Consider the following 20,236-nt stretch of genomic DNA (forward strand, 5'->3'; position numbering starts at 1 on the left):
ATGTAAATATCAAAGCAGGGTAACCATGTTATTAATACATAGTGAAGATGTATCAACTAACAAAAAGTATTCATAACGTGTTAACTATTCCTACCTATCAATACCGTTATGCTAACATGCAGTTATTGATTTAATATAAATTTTTTGAATTATTTATTAATATTTCGTAAATTTAAATTTACATTACATGTAATATTCATCTTTTATCTTTATAGACCCTTATATAATGGTATTTATATTTTTGAAAAAATAAATATTTTTATAGAAATTTTAAATTTATTTTAGTATCGATATTTATTTTAACACAAATAAATATATAATATTTACTACTTCTTAACATATTATTAAAACTTAAATGTTATCTTATGTTTATAGGGATCAATAATTCTATATAGGGGGCAGTTTATGAGTAAATCTGTTAAATTAGTAGTTTCTATATATCTTGGTGTTGTATTTCTTATCACTTGTAGCTATCTCATTATGATTTTAGTTGGAAGTATTCAAGGTAATGATAGGAAAGGTGCAGTTTTAGATACTATCGAGCCTACAAACATTGAAAATGTAGAATACAATAATGAATCATCCGGTAAAACAACAACTGAAAGTAACAGCATACCTAATGAGTTACATTCTAATCTTACAAATACATTAAAAACAGAATCCTTATCGCAACATGTTAATGCTCATACATGGCCCTTAGATCGCACTTCATCTAAGAACCATGTATGATTTTTTTCTTGAACATACGTTATGTGCTAAAAATATAAATAAAAACTCAAAAATAAAATTTCATTATCCCCTATTTTAATACGATAAAATTTAATTGTTCAGACTCTTCAGATATAATGAAGTTGATAGATGATTATTATTTAAAGAAAAGGGGTTTTATTAAGATGAGTAAATTTTCAGAAGCAGAAAAAGTTCAAGTACTAGAAGATTTAGTAAGTATCAAGTCTGTAAATGACTATGAAATTGAAGTATGTGAATATCTTAAAGATTTATTATCTAAACATGCTATCGACTCCAAAATAATTAAAATCAACGACACACGTGCAAATTTGATAGCAGAAATTGGTGAAGATGGGCCAATTCTAGGTATTTCAGGGCACATGGATGTCGTTTCAGAAGGCGATATAAACAAATGGACATATGATCCCTTCAAATTAACTGAAGTGAATAATAAATTTTATGGACGTGGTTCTGCAGATATGAAATCAGGACTTGCTGCATTGGTTATCAGCTTCATTGATATTAAAGAACAAGGATTATTAAACCATGGTAGAATTCGTTTACTCGCAACTGCAGGCGAAGAAATCGTAGGTGAAGGTGCAAAAGCTTTCCAAGAACAAGGCTACATGAAAGATGTAGAAGCACTCGTTATTGCCGAACCATCTCAAGATAGAATTATTTATGCACATAAAGGTTCAATGGATATACGTGTGACTTCAAAAGGTAAAGCTTCACACAGTTCCATGCCACACCTTGGTTTCAATGCGATTTCGCCACTTGTGAAATTTGTTTATAAAGCGGATGAAGGATTCGAAAAATTCGATAAAAGCAATACTCTTTTAGGTAATGCCATTATGAATGCTACTATCTTTAATGGCGGTAACCAAGTGAACTCCATTCCAGAACATGCTGAGTCAGAATTTAATATCCGTACAATTCCAGAACATGATAACGAACAATTCATTTCTTATTTTAATGAAATTTTAAAAAAAGTTGAAACTGATCATACAGATATTGAAATCGACACTTATATGTCTAGACCACCTGTTTATACAACTGGACAAAATAAACTAGCAGAATTAGCACACGATATGGGCACAAAATATTTAAAAGCTGATTTACCTTTAGAAGCTTCACCAGGTGTAACTGATGCTTCCGACCTACTTGTAGATAAGGACGAAGATTTTTCATTTATTATGTATGGTCCTGGTTTAGTCAGCCAAGCGCATCAAGTAGATGAATATGTAGAAAAAGATGTGTACTTAGCATTTATTGACTTATTCACAGAATTTTTCCCTACTTATTTAAAAACAAATAAGTAATACCAATTACCCGTGTACTTTCCTCAAATGACTAAAAAATAACGTCTGATATAATAAAGGACCTTTCCAAAATTGGAAGGTCCTTCAGTGTGTCGATAAATTCTAAGGCTTTGTTGACACACTTTCCCGCAAGACTCAGCCCAAAACGATGCCTTTTCCAACAAAACATATAACTTCCTAAAATTCATCTGATATATTTTTTTATAATAAAGTTGTTTAAATTTTAGTAAAAGTAATCACGCAAACTCAATACTTTAATTTTATGTATATATAGTTGATTTCTCAACCTTACCTTTCCCAGGACACCTACAACACGTGCATAGTATTAGGAATAAAGTCTTGATCCAATATCATTGCCATATAGAGTTCATCATAGTAATGTTCATCTATATAAATCGATTCACGTTTAATCCCTTCGATTTTAAATCCTAATTTCTCGTAAAAGTTTATAGCTGGTGTATTCGATGTAATCACATTTAATTCTAAGCGTCTTAACCCCTTGCGCTTTGCCCACCTAATTGTTTCATCAAACATTTTTGTTGATAAACCCTGCTGCTGCTTGTTGTTAATAAGCCCTGTCATAATATAACCAATATGTTTCACCTTAGATAATGTACTAATATGTGCAGAAAGATATCCTAAGATTTCATTGTCATCTGTTTTAACACCAATATAAAAATTACGCTTAATATCATCAATAAATGCTTCTTTATCAAAACTACGTTCATCTGGCAAATACAACATATATTGCGTTTCTTGGTCGATTTTCTTCATACAAGTATATAATGGCTCTGCTTCATCAGGACAGATTCTTTCTATTCGCATATACATCCCCCTATTGCGCTATTAATATTCTTTATCATACATTATTTTTAAGAAACATGAAACTTTTAATCTAATTACTCACATTTTCATTTGAAGCAATTTAATTATTTTGTGTTATTTTAAGTATTAACAACAAAAAAAATGGGAACATGAAATCAAATTTTGATTTCATGTTCCCATCCCTATAAGGCTTGATAGATATCTCATTTACAACATCTCATGTTGTACTTGTGACCAAGGGAACCGGACATAAATACAACATGAGATTTCGTTGTAATGAGCCTCGCCCGACAAAGTTGACTAGAAAATGGAATACAAGTGCTTAATATAAGCGCATTTTCAATTCAGACAGCCACTGCCAATTTAATAATTGAGACTAAGATATGTTTTGTCTCAGCCTCTTCTATGTTTATTTTTCCACTCTGCCAGGTGATGGATGCTGCGCTTTATTAAAAGTCGTAATATCTTTTTAATCATTCTGGTATAAAAATGAAATTATATACTAAAATGCATTAATCTATCATTTGATACATCAACTTCAACTGATGTTCAAATCGTTGCATATCAATAAAGCGACCTTGTCTGTGCATTTCCTTTCCATCTAAATATATTAAATCTACTGGTACAGTAAAAATCGATAGTTCACCAGCTATAGCTTCTAAATTACTTTGGTTTATAACGCCTAGTGACACATTAGGGTATTCACCTACAAGTCCTTCTATCTGTGGTAATACTGCATGACAAACGCTACAATTGTCTCTCATTACATGTATAACTACCAATTTATGATTGTTAACAAACGCGTAAAATGATTCTATCGTAGTCAATGTTCGCGTCATTTTAAACACCATCCTTGTCACACAAATTGTATCTCATTATGTAACATTTCCTGAAGCATAATCAACGTATTTGCTTCAAAAACACAATAATCCAACATTTGAAAACAGCTCATCTTCTTTTATCTATTGCACATATTATATTTTTAAAACATAACTTTCGAGTACTATAGTGACTAAGTATTTTTTAATAGTAATTGTTCGATACGCGTTCTTATTTCCTGCGTATAGCCTTGTAAACCACCTGTATGAATAAATAAAATACATTGCTGATCATCGTAATGACCTTGCTTTATTTCCTCAACAAGTCCTCGAAAAGCTTTTCCAGTATATGTGGGATCTAATATTATTCCTTCTTGTTGCGCGATGTCGATATAAAATTGAAGTTCTTCATCTGTTGCTTGGCCATATCCTAAACCAATATATTCATCGTTGATTAATATGGATTCAAATAAGGTAATGTCTTTGTCTAAATCTTTAATAATCTCAATAACTTTATTTTCAAAGGTTTCAGCATTTTTATTTACAGCATATCCAATGATTTGAGTTTCTAAATTATTCCTCGTTTTGCCAAACCAAAGCCCCGCATATGTACCACCAGAACCTACTGCTAAATTAATAGAATCAAACTGAACGCCCATCGTGATTTCTTGTTTTAATATTTCTTCATAAGTATTGATATAACCATGAGCGCCTATCCAATCAGATGCACCAGCCGGTATTTTAAATGGTGTTTTGCCACATTCTTCTAATTCTATATACAATGTATCCATTGCTTCTTCTCTTGAGGCGTTGGGTTCTATAAGATGTATATGAGCGCCTAACATCGTTGCCAAAAACAAATTCCCTTCATAGTGTTTCTTTGTTCCTCTCAATATTAAATGACATTCTATATTGTATTGCGCACAGACAGCAGCAGTTGCACGCGCATGATTAGATGTGATTGCACCAGTTGTAATGACTGTATCGTAACCGTTATCTAGTACATACTGTATCGTATATTCTAATTTCCTCACCTTATTCCCTGAAATTTCGGTTCCTGTATAGTCATCTCTTTTAATATAGATTTCTTTACCTAATGACTGACTTAGCGCCTCTAATTTATGAATAGGTGTCTTTAAATTCGCGATATTTAATTTTCTTTGTAACATCATCGATTCCCCCTTAGTTAAATTTTTATATTTATTTTTTAGGTATAAACACTTCAGCCTCACTGTCATCTGGATAATAATAACCGTTAGGGATGGTTTGTAATTCAATTAAACTCCCCCATGGCGTGCGTATATATACGGTTTTATTATTTGCTGTATCTTCATATTTTGTATTACTGTGTGGTTCTGAAACCGGTTTGCCCCCCGCTTGTTTCACGCGATTAAAAGTAGTTTCAAAATCATCTACGTAAAATGAGATATGTGTAAAACCAACATCCTGTAACGATGCTGGACTTTGCTGAATAACATCTTTAAATTCAAACATTTCTATATTAGGTCCATTATGAAACACCATCATGCGTTTTTTTATAATTTTCGCCCCTTGTTCTATATCTAAGACATGTTCTACAAATGCACCTGACCGTGAATCCTCGGCTTTCGTTTGACTATCATAGGCAATCTTTCCGTCGAAAGCTTTTTTAAAAAATGTAGTTGCAGCTTCAATATCCGGTACCGTTAATCCAATATGATTTATGCCTCTTGTGATATCCATATTCATCCCCCTTTCAAAATAATCATTTTTAAAACATGATGAAAGTATTTAATTTATTTTAGTTAAAATGTTCTTTTAATAATATATAACGGTTCATATCTCTAAATACTTCTCCATCGAACACATCTTGATAATCAGTAGCAACAAAAGAAAAACCAACTTTTTCAGCAACTTTATTGCTTGGTATATTTCGAATATCAGCTAAAATAGTCAATTTATTTAAGCCTAATGTTATAAATGCATAATGGCACATATGCTTCACACACGTCGTTGTAATTTGCTTTCCTGTATAATCTTCAGCAATCCAATAACCAATTTCTGCTTTGCGATTCTTCATATCTATTCTATGTAAATCTATGGTACCTATAAGATCATCTTCATAGTAAATAATAAATAAGCGACCTGTATTGTCTGCATGTTGCTGAATCATCATTTTCAAATATGCACTTTCGTCTTGTGTTGTGACATCTTCAGTAATAAATTCCAGAAAGGGTTCTAAGTGTGAAAAATTTTCTCTAATTGTTTGATATAACGCTTTGTCCATGTTTGACTCTGGTGGCACAAGTGTTACTTTGGGCATCACTTGCATTGATGGTCTATAGCTCATAATTTCACCCTCATTTTTAATATAATCATAACTCCTATAATATTTATAATTTCAGAATATTTCAACATTTTATCTAAAAAAATAAAAAACAGTTCGAATTTTTATCAATTCGAACTGTTTGAGATATTATATGACTAGTCCATTCTAGTTTCATTTAAAACGCTTATTTTTATGATTATTTAGTCTTATTTAACTGTCATAATCAATTGCTGTGATTTCACATCTTCTACGTCAGTTATTTCAAGTGTTCGGTTTTCTAAGTTTGTTAATATCAATGGCGTCACAATACTAGGTGCATTTGCTTTAATATAGTCTAAATCAACTTGCATTAGTATTTGTCCTTTTTTAATTGTGTCTCCTGTACTAACCATACTTTCAAAACCAGCACCATCTAACTTAACAGTATCAATTCCAATGTGAATGAGTAATTCTACACCTTCATCTGACTCTATACCAATGGCATGTTTGGTAGGGAATATTGTTTTAACTGTACCGTCAAATGGTGCCACAATTTCTCCATCTTCAGGAACAAATCCTACACCATCGCCCATCATTTTTTGAGCGAAAACTTGATCAGGCACTTCTGATAACGGTATAATTTGACCTTTACCTGGTGAGTAAATTTCCACTTCATTCAAATTATCCATATGTGTAACTTTATTATCGTCCTCTGCTGGCACTGTAGTTTCACTAGGTTTTGTAATTTCACCTTTCATAATCATAGCCATATCATGCTTGATTTGATCCGATTTAGGACCGAATATTGCCTGCATATTATTACCCACTTCTAGCACGCCAGAAGCACCCAATGCTTTCAATCCAGCAACATCGACCTGACGCTTCTCTTTCACTTCAACACGTAGTCGTGTGATACAAGCGTCAAGATGCTTAATATTTTCTTGTCCACCCATCGCGTCTAACACTTCAAATGGCAATTCACTCGCTGATGCAGTAGAAGCTTCAACTTGTTTGTCTTCACGACCAGGCGTTTTGTAATTGAATTTTGTAATAAAGAATCGAAATACAAAGTAGTAAATCACTGCGTATACCAGTCCTACTGGAATCACTAGCCACCAATTTGTTTGGTTTGGTAAAACGCCTAATAATACGAAGTCTATAAAACCACCTGAGAATGTATACCCTAAATGCACATCTAATAGATACATTGTTAAGAACGCTAAACCATCCAGTATTGCATGAATAAAGAATAGTAATGGTGCTACGAATAAAAATGAGAATTCTAATGGTTCCGTAATCCCTGTTAAGAACGAGGTTAAAGCTGCAGAACCCATCAAACCAGCCACAATTTTCTTACTTCCAGGTTTCGCTGTATGATAAATAGCCAAAGCTGCTGCAGGTAGACCGAACATCATTACTGGGAATTCACCCTGCATAAATTTACCAGCGGTTAAATGACTTCCTTCTCGAATTTGTTCTATAAAGATACGTTGGTCACCACGAATAATATCTCCTGCTGCATTTTTCCATGAACCAAATTCGAACCAAAACGGTGCATGGAAAATGTGGTGTAAACCAAATGGTATTAATAAACGTTTGATAAACCCAAATAAGAATACAGATAATCCTGTATTGGAATCAAGTAATCCTTCACTAAATGCATTTAAACCCGTTTGAATATGTGGCCAGATTAAAGCCATCGGGAATGCTAATACAAACGAAGTTAGTGCCATCATAATTGGCACAAAACGTTTACCAGCAAAAAATCCTAAATATGATGGTAATGAAATATTAAAGAATTTATTATAACACCAAGCAGCAAGCGCCCCAATGATAATACCGCCAAACACCCCTGTTTGTAATGTTGGTATGCCTAAGACACTCGCATAACCACTAGCGGCATCATTTACGTTATCTGGTAACACATGTAAAAATGCACCCATTGTTTTATTCATAATGACATAACCAACAAACGCAGCAATAGCTGCAACGCCGTCACCACCAGCTAAACCGATTGCGACACCCATCGCAAATATGATTGGCAAATTATCAAATATAATACCACCTGCGCCAGCCATCATTTCACCGACACTTTGAATTCCTCCATTTTGTATAAATGGAAGATATTGTTGTAGGGCATCCCCTTGAATTGCTGTACCAATTGCTAGTAATAAACCAGCGGCTGGTAAAATTGCGACTGGTAACATTAACGCCTTACCAATTCGTTGCAATTGTCCAAAAAACTTCTTAAACATATACAAAAACATCCCTTCTATATCTTTATCGTCAAAACGCACACAAAAAGGCATGAGCAAACAGACTATTCCCGATAGTCGCTTTGTTTGCTCATGCCTGCTTAACCAGTAACACGCAATATGACGATTTATTTTAATTCAGTATATACTATTTTAAAAATTTATACAATATCAATTCGTATTCTATTTTTCAAAATGCTATAACTTCTTTTCACTATGATGCGCAATTAGTATCCGATTATTAATGCAATAGACATCCCGACACTGCAAATCACTACCCATATCACAATTAACTTCCATGCAAATTTAAGCCATTGTGTGTAAGTGATTTTCCCAACAGCTAATGCGCCCATAAGTATTGCAGACGTTGGGAATAAAATATTACTAATCGCATCACCATATTGGAAGGCAAGCACAGTAACTTGTCTATTAATGCTTAATAAGTCAGATATAGGTACCATTAAGGGCATTGTTGTTAATGCTTGGCCTGAACCAGATGGTATAAAGAAGTTCAAGCAAAATTGTAGTATAAACATTGCTATGATAACCATTGAAGAAGGTATATCTGCTAATAAAGTTGTCATGCCATATACAATTGTATCAATGACTTGACCATTTTCTAAAATTACAATAATTCCTTTAGCAAAGCCGACAATCATTGCACCAAATAGTATATCTTTCATACCTTCGATCATTGCATCGAAAGTGCCATTCATCCCTAGGCCACCAATGAAGCCTGCTAATAAACCTGCTAGTAAAAAGTTGGCACTCATCTCATTAAACGACCAACCATACGTAAAAATACCATATACGTTTAATACAATTGCGGCAACGATTAAACCTAGACCAATTGCCTGTCTTTTCGTAAAGCGTGGCGCGGACATTTGATTTTCTATATCATCTTCTGCTTGTTCCAATTCATAAACGAGACTTTTAGTTTTATCCTTCTTAACTTTTCGTGCATAAAACATTACTGTCATTATCGCGGCACTTAAAATAAATAAATAGATGATTGTCCGTAACCCCCAACCTGAAAACATTGGTAATTCAGCTACAGATTGTGCTACGCCGACTGTAAATGGATTGAGCATACCACCTATAAATCCACTGGCTGCCCCAAGTATTACCATTGCAGCACCTGTAAGTGCATCATAACCTAATGTTCGAGCTATAATGATACCGATTGGCACGAAAATAATCGTTTCTTCTGCCAATCCAATAGAAAAGCCTAGTATAGAAAAGATAGTCATTGTTAAGGGAATCATAAGTCCTTTATACTTTCCTAATGCTTGCATGGCTTTATTGACACCATTTTCAAATGCACCCGTTTTATGTACGATACCGAATGCACCACCTACTAAAAAGATGTAGAATACAATTTCTCCACCGCTAATTAATCCTTCAGGTATCGCTCTGAATATATCAAAAAAAGATACACCCTGTTGTTCTACTTCTGTATAAGATCCTGAAACAACCAAGGTTTGCCCATCTTTTTTCTCACGTGCGAACTCCCCTGCTGGTATTAAGTATGTAAGTAAGCTCGAAAAAGCAATTATTATTAATAATAATGCATATGTATGTGGCGTTTTAAAACGACTTGATTTAAAAAATGATTTAAACATCACGATCTTCCTTTCTTCACCCAAACTAACGTCAGTCACTGTTTGTTATTTATATACATATATAGCCTATTTTTTGTGAAATAAGCTATATATGTATATAAATAACAATTACAATTCACTTTCATACAAATCTTCTACCATATATAGACGAGATACAGGGGACCATTTAATCACTTCTGTTCATATTTCAAGCTATAATTGTATATAAAAAAGCTATCAAACATATAATCGTTTGATAGCTTTGAGTTAACATATAAATATTAGAAGAAGCGTTTTACCGCCGTTGACATCGGAGGTAACTCCTCTAAGTCTAATTTTCCATCTTCAGTAATTGATCTAAATGCCCATTTACCATAATTCATTGCTTCATCCATCACAATCTTACCTGGTAACGGCGCTGCAGTTTCATCAACGTACACGTTCACAATTGTTGGACGGTCTTGTGACATCGCCTCTTCAACTACTTCATCAATTCTATTTGGATCAGTTAATGTGTAACCAATGCCGCCACAGCTTTCAGCAAATTTTGCGTAATCAATATCTGTGAAATCAATTGCATATTCTAATTCACCAGCTGCTTGTTGTTCATATTTTATAAAGGAAAGTTGTTGATTATTTAACACAAAGAACGTCATTGGCAAATCATATTGCACTGCTGTTGCAAAGTCTTGCATTACCATTTGAAATGCACCATCACCGGCAATACCAACAACTTGACGGTTAGGATATGCAGTTTTAGCAGCAATTGCACCTGGCAATGCACAACCCATTGTACCTAACCAACTAGATACAATAAATTTATTATTAACTGTTAGGTTTAAATAACGTGTTGACCATACTGTTGATGTACCTACATCAATAGAAAAGATTGCATCGTCTGTTCTTACTTGATTAATTGCATTCATTAGACGTTCTGGTCTAATTGGCTTACTGTTATCTTCTATATCTTTTGCCATCCATGCATCCCAAGTTGCTTTTCTTTCTAACGTTTTAGTTAAGAAGTCACGCTCTGATACATGTTTTACTGAATCTGTTAATTGTAGCAATGACAATTTACTGTCTCCAACAATACCCACATTCACATCAAAACGATGGCCAATATTTTCAGCATTATTATCGATTTGAATTGCTTTAATATTTTTCTTAGGTAAATAGTCCACGTAGGGGTAGTTCGTACCTATCATGATTAATAAGTCAGCATCTTGGATTGTTTGGTAAGATGTTTTCGTACCGATTTTACCTAGATTACCAATATTATAAGGATGTGAATCTGATAATAAACCTTTCGCTGGTAACGTGATGATTGAAGGGATTTTTACCGCTTCAATAAATTGACGTAGTTCATCTTTTGCGTGTTTAGCACCCATACCGACAAGTACTACCGGTCGTTTACTTTTATTTATAAGCTTAGTCGCTTTTTTAATACTACGTGGTTTTGGTGTTACACGTGCTGGTGGTGCAGTGTCCACTTTTGTTTTTGTTGTATCTTTAACTTTATTTGTTAATAAGTTATTTGGCAAGATTAATACTGCTACACCTTTTTTCTCATATGCAGTACGAATCGCTTCATTGACAATACCAAATATATCTTTATCGTTTTCAGATATTTGACGGTTATAAACTGACACGTCATCAACTAATTTGCTAATATCTGTTTCTTGGAATGCTTTTGTGCCTAAAGCTGTGCTATCTGTTTGACCTGCTAAAATAAGTTGAGGCACATTGTCCATTTTCGCATCATACATACCATTGAGTAAGTGAATCACGCCAGGGCCACCAATACTCAATGCTACACCAATTTTACCAGTCAATTTCGTATAACTTGAAGCAGTTAGACTTGCTACTTCTTCGTGTCTAACGTTAACAAATTTAATATTATTTCTAACTGTTCTTAAACTATCTACGACTGCATCTATAGAATCTCCTGGTATACCATATAAATGATCAATATCCCATGCTTGCAACGCTTTTACTAATGCTTCATTTGCTTTAATTTTTGCCATTTTTAAAATAGCTCCTTTCAAATTTCAATCATTTTAAATCGCTGATTCTTCTGATGTTGTTTGCAGTAAAATATCTAGTTCGTTTTTAAAAATTAATATAATAAGAGGACGAGTATCGGCAATACAATAGAACTTAATACGGCTGTTAAAATCATTCCGATAGAACTAAAAGCGCCCGACTCACCATCTATTTCAAATGCTTTTGCCGTACCAAATGCATGTGAAGCATTACCGTACGTTAAACCTTTGGCAATAGCGGTCTTAAATCTTCCCACTTTCAATAAATAAGACCCTAATATACTACCAATCAACCCTGTCGCAACGATAAACATAACAGTGATTGTATCTACCCCACCCAGTTGATTTGAAACTTCTATACCAACTGCGGCAGTCATGGATCGTGGTAACATCGTCATAATAACTTCTCTTGAATAACCTAATATTTTCAACAAGCAGAATATAAACACAAAATTTAATATGACTGCTGAGAAGACACTACTGAATATGATATTGGCATGTTTTAATATTTTATGACGGTTCTGATATAATGGAAAAGCTAAACACACCACTGTACAGTTTAATAGATAATTAATCCATTGACCGCCAACCATATAACCTTGATAATCTACGTTAAATAGAAGCAAGATAGTAATAATACCAATAGAAGATATGAGTGCTGGATTTAAAAACGGGTTTTTAAATTTTTGCTGTAATTTTTTAGCTCCAGCATACATAACAATTGTTAAGACAATCATTATCAAAGCATTTAAAAGTGTCATCTAATCTTGTCCATTCCCATATTCCGTAGTTCTAACCATTTTCTCCGCTATAAATCCTGAAATTAAAGCAACACAGCAAGTTCCTAAAATAATCATTGCGAAGAATAAAATGAAATTCAAATTAATTTCAGATACGACATCCATAACGCCTACAACGGAAGGTACAAAGAAAAATACCATAGTTGTTAAGAAAAAATTCGAACCTTTACTAACCCATTGTGATGGGACAATTTTAAATTGTAATAAGAGAAAAAATAAGATTAGGCCTACGATGCTTCCTGCAATTGGAATGTGCAGAACACTTTGTAAGACATTTCCAGCATACGTAATAGCCATAATCATTAATATTTGAAATAAAACTCTAACTACCTTTAGTGACATCTGCATTTTTATCATCCCTTTATCGTCATTTTTATTTGGTGTTTTATTGATTACATATACTAGTATAAGCCCACACCTAATATAATAAAAATATTGATTCTCAATGACACCCATTACTTTTTTTCATGTAAGCGATTAATCATATTATGTTTCATTATACTAAGGTGTAAAATTAAACTTTAAATATTTATCCTTTTTATTCAAAAGTCTCTGCTATCACGATATTTACATGACTTCACTTTACATTTGATGATCCGTAACGCTATAAACAAAAAGTGGGGGCGGGAATATGAAATCAAAATTTGATTTCATATTCCCGCCCCCCTAAGGCTGCCTAGCGAAAGTAATATAAAAGTTGAATGCTTAAAACTAATGACTTTGATTTTAGACGGCTACTGCGACTGTATAAATTGAGTCTGGGACATATATTCATACCACAAACTCTTGAGAATCTATATCGATACTTTTATAATCGTTGCTTCATAAAATCAATCCACTTTTTAGTCGCATGGCTTAAATATTTATCCTTTTTCCATATAACGCCTAATTCCCAACGCATTGCTGGGTCATCAAGTTTTATACTTTTAAAATTACCATCAAGTAAATTTACAATATTTTCTGGTAAGATACTCACACCAAGATGTGCGCTTAATAAATTTTCAATAAAGTTCCATTGAGAAATTTTAGAAATTGTATTTGGCACAAATCCTGCGTTTTTAGCCGCTTCAATAATTTTGTCATTTAAATAAAAATCTTCATTAAATAGTATAAAATCCTCATCTTTTAACATACTCATGTTTACTTGTTCATAATTCGCCAATCTATGCTCTTTATTCAATACGAGCCTTAATTCTTCTTCGTATAACAACACAGAATGAAAAATAGACTGATCCACTGGAATTGTGGTGATACCAATATCAATTTCATCTCTAATTAACTGAGTCTCAATCATCTTCCCACCATTTTCCACTAAATTGTATGTTACATTCGGGTATTTTTGATGAAACTCACCGAGAATATGAATGAATTTATTCATGTTCATTACTGCTGATAAGCCTATACTGATATGACCTGTCTCTAAACCAAGTAGACTATTGATTTCTCTTGGCAAGTCATTATAGAGTGTTAAAATTTCTTTGCTTTTTTGATAAAACACTCTCCCTGCATCAGTCAATGCAAGTTGTCGTTTACTGCGATCGAAAAGTGTCATGTTTAGTTCTTTTTCTAAATCTTTTATTGCCTTACTAATCGTTGGCTGAGCAATATATAAAGATTTGGAAGCACTTGTCATACTATTTTGGTTTACAACTTCAACAAAGTACTTCATCTGCTTAATATCCATGCACGTTCTCCTCTACTTAAAACATAATTAATACTTTCAAGTATACGTTTAAATTTTAATATTTCAATGTTAACTCATTACAAAAACGTTCATACAGAGACTTTTTAAATACCTATCAAAACAAACCAATAAACATGAAAAATGCACTCCTAAAAATTGAAATTATATTCAACTTTGAAGCACATTAATTTTCAATATATTCGGATAATTTTAATTAATCAGAAATATATGTCTATACACTTAGTTCATATTATATTATTTAGCTTGGCTACACTTGAATTAAATACAACTGTTACAAATCAACGCGTTGACAAATTTTAAAGCACATTGCTGTATTATGTTAAGCTCGCTTCTTCTTCTTTATTTTGTTCTATTTCTTCTTCACTTAATCCTATTATTTTAAAACCGATATACCCAAATATAATAGATATGATTGGTACTGTGTAATTTAAAATTGCATAAGGCGCATATTCTATAACAGACACACCTAATGTTGAAGCAATAAATACACCACATGTGTTCCATGGTACAAACACAGACGTTAACGTGCCGCCATCTTCTAAAGCTCTGGATAAGTTTTTAGCATGTAAATTTTTCTTTTTAAATGCCCCTGCGTACATTCTAGATGGGACGATAATTGATATGTATTGTTCGGAACATGTAAAGTTTGTACCAATACATGACACTATAACAGATGCGATTAATGCTCCTGTAGATTTAGCAAATTTTAAAATAACCGAAATCAATGCAGTTAACATGCCTGAATATTCAAGCACACCACCAAATGTCATTGCGACAAGTGTAAGTGAAACCGTATAGAACATCGATTCTAAACCACCACGGTTAAATAATTCATCTACCAGTGCATTGCCAGATTCAATTGTATAACCTGTTTGTAATGCTGTTAATCCTTCTACAATTGAATCACCTTGTATAAACAGTTGCGCGAAGAATCCTAATACAATACCTACGCAAATCGCTGGTATTGCTGGTACTTTGACTACTACAAGTGCGATGACTGCCAATGGTACTATTAATAACCACGGTGTAATCACAAAACTATCTTGCATCGTACTCAGTATTTCATTTATATTTTTAGTATCAAAATTTTTATCACCAAAACGCAAACCTATAAAGAAAAATGCTACTAGTGATATTACCAAAGCTGGTATCGTCGTAAAAAACATGTGTTGAATATGTTCAAATAAATTAACACCAGACAAACCAGAAGCTAAATTTGTCGTATCAGATAATGGGCTCATTTTATCTCCAAAGTAAGCACCACAAATGACTGCACCTGCAACCATACCTGGTGAAATACCCATACTCAGGCCAATACCCATTGATGCTACCCCTACTGTCGCCATCGTAGACCAACTACTACCTATAGCCAATGCCACAACACCACATAGCACAATTACTACGACTAAAAAATATCTTGGATCGATTAATTGCAGTCCATAATAAATCATAGTAGCTACTACACCGCTACCTATCCACGATCCAATAACTAAGCCTACGAGAATAATGATTACAATAGCAGGCAATGCATGTCGAATCCCCTTATACATCATTTCTTCAACTTCGCTAAACGCGTACCCATGTAGCATGGTTATAATAATCGCAACTGCCGTACCAATCATTAATGGTATATGTGGCTCTTTCTCAAGCACAGCTACCGTAAATAACATTGAAGTTATCATAATGATTAAAGTAATTAAAGCAGACGTAAGGCCTAATTCTTTCTTTGTCCTAATCTTTTCGCCGTTATTTTTAGTTTTCTTATTAAAAATAGTAGGCACCTCCTCTTTGTTAATTTATATCATACTTAACTTTTTATGCGCTTTCAACAGCGTATTTATTATTTAAAGGTAGTTATTATCACATTTAAGATTATTTTACATCATCCAAACCACTATTTTTTACAACTCCGTTTTTTTGATAAAATAATACTCCATATGATATTTTTCAATTATTATTAAAGGAAATTGCTACATATTAAGAACAACAATACATAAAAATGTAACTTCGAGTCGAAGTTACATTTTTATGTATTTACTTATTCAGTTGAAAATTAATGAAATTGATAACTATGATGTCCTTTGGCAAAACCTTTTGCAGTAAATAACCAAGAACCCCCACCCATTTCTATATCGTTTGCACTAATAACTAATTGATCTGTGTCAGGAATAAAAGCAGGATGAGTTGATCTCAACATGTGACCTTGATCACGTCCAGGTATCAAGATTTGACCTATCGGATAACCTTTTTTATTAAAAACAAGTACTCTTCCTTGTCCATACATTGCAACATAAAGGTTGTCATCGCTATCAATGCAACAAGAGTCTGGACCTTCATGTCCTGTAAAATGATAAGGAATAGAGGCACCAAATGGCGCAATCGTAACACCATCATCCAATAAATCTATTCGATGTAATCGATTTGCATTTGTCTCTGTAACCCACAATGTTTTTTCATCAGTGCTTAAGGCCACACCATTAGCTACCGCAAGATTCAAAATGACAGGAGTAATCGTTTTATAGTCTGGTGACACATAATATACGCCACCTTTAGGATTTGTAGAATAACCACGGAAATCTGTGAAATAAAATCCGCCCTTGCTATCAAACACTAAATCATCAACGCAATATTCAGTATCAATATCTGAAACAATTGGAACTTCTTGTTCACCTTCTGAATTCACTGCGAAGATACCTCCCGAGCTTTCAAAATCTCCTAAATAACAAACAAAAAGCCTTCTATCTTTATGTATTTTAACTGCTGCTGGATTTTGTTTTTGCGATTGAAATAGTGTTGTCACTTTTTTCTCTGGCAAAGCAACGTGAAAAACTTCACCTCCAAATACCTCACATAAAAGTAAATCCCCATCTTTATCAAAGCATAGCCCTTCAAGTTGTAAACCTTCATCAGAAATTTTTAACCATCGCTCTGCCGTAACGGTTTGAATCTGTGATTCATGTGCAAGTATAGGCACAGCTGTACTTACATTCCCTTTATACGATAATGCCGGAATGTCGTTATTTCTCATTATTCATACCCCTTTCTACTTTTTCTTATATAACAAGTATATGATAGTATTTTCTTAAAATAAAATCATAACCATAGCATTACGTAATAGAAATAACGTTATAACAATTTAATCAGAGACATGTATTTATCTTTAGACTCAGCACGGGTTGAATCCTACATGCTAAGACAGTGCCATAGTCAAGCGAGTATGAAATATATTAAGGTCGAAGTTACACTTGTGAAAAGCATGCACCAAAAAACTGCCAACAAAGTCTAAAATTAAGCATGATAAAGGGGAGTGTACATTATTGTGCCCACTCCCCTAACATATGCACCTATGATTCAATAATATCTTTCAAATTGAAAGTGATTTATATGCGCCTTCTATTTGTTCCCTCTTAATTGGTCTAGCAATTGTTGTGCTGTAGCTGTATTAGCTCTTGGCTCATCTTTCAACATATCTGCGACTTGTGCGATTTCTTTACCTTCTGCACCCACGACAATGGCTAACGATTTATACTGTAAGCTCATATGTCCTTTTTGGATACCTTCTGATACTAATGCACGACAAGCAGCAAAATTTTGTGCCAAGCCAACAGCAGCAACTACGTGTCCAAGTTGTTCAGCGGAATCTACTTTCATTAAATCTAGCGCTGTTTTAGCAATTGGTAACACTTTTGTACCGCCACCGACCGTCGCTAATGTCATAGGAACTTCAATCGTCCCAACCAGTGTCTTGCGTTGTTCATCATAATGCCATGTTGCTAAACCACGATACTGACCATCTTTACTTGCATATGCATGTGCAGTTGCTTCAACACCACGTGTGTCATTGCCAGTTGCTAGGACAACAGCATGGATACCATTCATTACACCTTTATTATGTGTCGCTGCACGATGAATGTCTACTTGAGCTAATACAGAAGCACGTTCCATACGTTTCGCTACTTCTTGTCCATTACGGCCACCTTTGGATAAAGCGGAAACTTCTATTTCACCTTGTACTTTAACTACAGACGCTGTCGCATGGTTAGATAAAATACTCATTAAAATATCAATATTGTCTAATTCATTTTTCAAATAGGCTGTAACACCTTCTAAAATGGTATTCAGCATGTTTGCACCCATAGCATCTTTTGTATCTACAAATACTTTTAATGACAATAAGCCTTCCGCTGAAAACGTATCAATTTCTATGCGGCGGTAGCCCCCCTCTCTTTCTATAATTGAAGGGTATACTTCGTCAGCAATTTGTTTGATTTGTGGTTCCAGCTGATTAATTTTTTGTGCAAGTGCCTGTGTATCATTTACGCCATCAAATACAATTTGACCAATCATTAAGCGCTCACTAGATATCACTTTGAAACCACCAGTTTGATTGACAAGTTTAGCGCCATAGCTTGCAGCCGCAACAACTGAAGGTTCTTCTACCATCATTGGCACGACGTATGATTTTTGATCAACAATAATTTCTGGTAGTAATCCTACAGGTAATGAACCTTGACCAATCACATTTTCAATCAGGCTATTCGCAATTTCTTCAGGAATAAGTGGGTTATTTAACAACACCGCTTTATTTTCATTACTCAACCAGCCTTTTTGAACAAGTTGCTCTAATTTCTCTTCCCGAGATAAATGGCGAAATGACTTATCTAATGCTTCCATTATTTATTCCCCTTTTCAATTTCTAGTGCAATGCCTAAGCCACCGCCAATACAAGCAGTAGCAATACCACTTTGTTTGCCCTCTTGACTCAATACATTCACAAGTGTCGTTACTAAACGTGTACCAGTTGCGCCGATTGGATGACCTAACGCAATCGCACCGCCATATAAATTGAGTTTCTCTTCAGCTATGCCTAAATTATTTCGAACAGGAATACTTTGTGATGCAAATGCTTCAGTCATTTCAACAACATCTACGTCATCAATATGCTTACCTGTCTTATCTAATAATTTTGTGACTGCGTGATATGGGGCATAACCCATATAATCAGGGTCACAACCTATTTCAGCATGTTCTCCTAAAAGCGCTAAAATTTTATATCCTTGTTCTTTTGCATAAGCTGCATCCATTAAGATAATCGTTGAACCACCATCATTAATACTAGAAGCATTACCACCAGTAACTGTGCCGTTTTCTTTAAAAATTGTTTTTAAAGTTGCAAGCTTTTCTATACTCGTATTACCACGTATACCTTCATCACTTGTCATCCATTCACCATTCACATCTTTTAAAGGTACAATTTCATTATCAAATTTGCCCGTTTCAGTCGCTTGATGTGCTTTTTGATGAGAATCATTTGCAAATTGGTCTTGTTTATCACGTGTCACATCGTATTTTTCTGCTATTTTTTCTGCTGTAATGCCCATTGGCACATTTGAAAAAGCATCTGTTAGACCGTCATGCATAAAGCTTTGAACAGGCGATTCTCCTTCTTTTAAAATAAGTTGTGGTGCGTTAGTCATACTTTCTACGCCACCAACTGCAACTACTTTCGCTTCTCCCAATTGGATTGCTTGTTTACCGAGAATAATTGATTTTAGTCCTGAGCCACAAACTTCATTAATAGTCATAGCTGGCGTTGTATTCGGCACACCTGCATTGATACTAATTTGACGCGATGGGTTTTGTCCACTTCCACTTTGTAACACATTTCCATAAATCACTTGATCTATTGTATTTGGATCTAATTTAATTGCTTCCATCGCTGCTTTTAATGTTTTCTTTCCAAGTTCAACTGCTGAATAATTACTTAATTTCCCTTTAAATCTTCCAATTGGTGTACGTTTTGCGCTTACGATTGCTATTTTATTCATTTTCAATCTCCTTTATTTACAGTT

General features: G+C 33.9%; 17 protein-coding genes. 2 read left to right on the plus strand and 15 right to left on the minus strand.

The features are described 5' to 3' along the window. Window positions 1-405: 405 nt before the first annotated feature. Window positions 406-729: a hypothetical protein gene (locus tag ACA31_RS11280; protein ID WP_057513414.1), complete on the plus strand. Its 324-nt coding sequence runs from the start codon at window positions 406-408 to the stop codon at window positions 727-729. 164 nt (window positions 730-893) lie between these two features. Then, window positions 894-2,051, plus strand: a complete 1,158-nt coding sequence (locus tag ACA31_RS11285) for an ArgE/DapE family deacylase (protein WP_057513415.1) — start codon at window positions 894-896, stop codon at window positions 2,049-2,051. 306 nt (window positions 2,052-2,357) lie between these two features. On the opposite strand, the gene ACA31_RS11290 is transcribed toward ACA31_RS11285, so the two are convergent. The 15 genes from ACA31_RS11290 to ACA31_RS11360 all read right to left on the minus strand — a co-directional run bounded on the left by ACA31_RS11290 (window position 2,358) and on the right by ACA31_RS11360 (window position 20,212). Then, window positions 2,358-2,876 (minus strand): GNAT family N-acetyltransferase, encoded by a 519-nt coding sequence (locus ACA31_RS11290; protein ID WP_057513416.1) that lies wholly within the window; start codon window positions 2,874-2,876, stop codon window positions 2,358-2,360. A 512-nt stretch (window positions 2,877-3,388) separates the two neighbouring features. After that, the gene (locus tag ACA31_RS11295; RefSeq protein WP_057513417.1) at window positions 3,389-3,715 is read right to left on the minus strand and encodes a thioredoxin family protein; all 327 of its coding nucleotides are present in this window, start codon (window positions 3,713-3,715) and stop codon (window positions 3,389-3,391) included. 173 nt (window positions 3,716-3,888) lie between these two features. Further along, window positions 3,889-4,863, minus strand: a complete 975-nt coding sequence (locus tag ACA31_RS11300) for a D-cysteine desulfhydrase family protein (protein WP_057513418.1) — start codon at window positions 4,861-4,863, stop codon at window positions 3,889-3,891. Window positions 4,864-4,894: 31 nt separating this feature from the next. Further along, window positions 4,895-5,416, minus strand: coding sequence for a VOC family protein (locus tag ACA31_RS11305; protein ID WP_057513419.1), 522 nt, complete (start codon window positions 5,414-5,416; stop codon window positions 4,895-4,897). Window positions 5,417-5,474: 58 nt separating this feature from the next. After that, window positions 5,475-6,023, minus strand: coding sequence for a GNAT family N-acetyltransferase (locus ACA31_RS11310; protein ID WP_057513420.1), 549 nt, complete (start codon window positions 6,021-6,023; stop codon window positions 5,475-5,477). A gap of 185 nt (window positions 6,024-6,208) precedes the next feature. Beyond that, complete coding sequence (gene ptsG, locus ACA31_RS11315) at window positions 6,209-8,236, minus strand: glucose-specific PTS transporter subunit IIBC (protein ID WP_057513421.1); 2,028 nt, start codon at window positions 8,234-8,236, stop codon at window positions 6,209-6,211. 227 nt (window positions 8,237-8,463) lie between these two features. Beyond that, window positions 8,464-9,858: a YfcC family protein gene (locus ACA31_RS11320; RefSeq protein WP_057513422.1), complete on the minus strand. Its 1,395-nt coding sequence runs from the start codon at window positions 9,856-9,858 to the stop codon at window positions 8,464-8,466. Between the two features lie 260 nt (window positions 9,859-10,118). Further along, entirely contained in the window at window positions 10,119-11,861 is a 1,743-nt protein-coding gene (locus ACA31_RS11325; protein WP_057513423.1) for a pyruvate oxidase, read from the minus strand. 92 nt (window positions 11,862-11,953) lie between these two features. Next, window positions 11,954-12,640, minus strand: coding sequence for an LrgB family protein (locus tag ACA31_RS11330; RefSeq protein ID WP_057513424.1), 687 nt, complete (start codon window positions 12,638-12,640; stop codon window positions 11,954-11,956). Next, window positions 12,641-13,027 carry a CidA/LrgA family protein gene (locus ACA31_RS11335; RefSeq protein WP_057513735.1) on the minus strand — a complete coding sequence of 129 codons (387 nt, stop codon included), beginning with the start codon at window positions 13,025-13,027 and terminating at the stop codon, window positions 12,641-12,643. It abuts the gene before it with no gap. Between the two features lie 460 nt (window positions 13,028-13,487). Beyond that, complete coding sequence (gene cidR / locus ACA31_RS11340) at window positions 13,488-14,363, minus strand: cidABC operon transcriptional activator CidR (RefSeq protein ID WP_057513425.1); 876 nt, start codon at window positions 14,361-14,363, stop codon at window positions 13,488-13,490. A 335-nt stretch (window positions 14,364-14,698) separates the two neighbouring features. Further along, complete coding sequence (gene nhaC / locus ACA31_RS11345) at window positions 14,699-16,165, minus strand: Na+/H+ antiporter NhaC (RefSeq protein WP_057513426.1); 1,467 nt, start codon at window positions 16,163-16,165, stop codon at window positions 14,699-14,701. Window positions 16,166-16,437: 272 nt separating this feature from the next. After that, window positions 16,438-17,412 (minus strand): SMP-30/gluconolactonase/LRE family protein, encoded by a 975-nt coding sequence (locus ACA31_RS11350; RefSeq protein ID WP_057513427.1) that lies wholly within the window; start codon window positions 17,410-17,412, stop codon window positions 16,438-16,440. A gap of 365 nt (window positions 17,413-17,777) precedes the next feature. After that, complete coding sequence (locus ACA31_RS11355) at window positions 17,778-19,058, minus strand: hydroxymethylglutaryl-CoA reductase, degradative (protein ID WP_057513428.1); 1,281 nt, start codon at window positions 19,056-19,058, stop codon at window positions 17,778-17,780. Further along, a complete protein-coding gene (locus ACA31_RS11360) occupies window positions 19,058-20,212 on the minus strand; it encodes a thiolase family protein (RefSeq protein WP_057513429.1) in 1,155 nt (384 codons plus the stop codon). The genes ACA31_RS11355 and ACA31_RS11360 overlap by 1 nt, the downstream gene beginning before the upstream one ends. Window positions 20,213-20,236: the final 24 nt, after the last annotated feature.

The organism is Staphylococcus sp. NAM3COL9 (genome assembly GCF_001431205.1).
In the GTDB taxonomy this organism is placed as follows: domain Bacteria; phylum Bacillota; class Bacilli; order Staphylococcales; family Staphylococcaceae; genus Staphylococcus.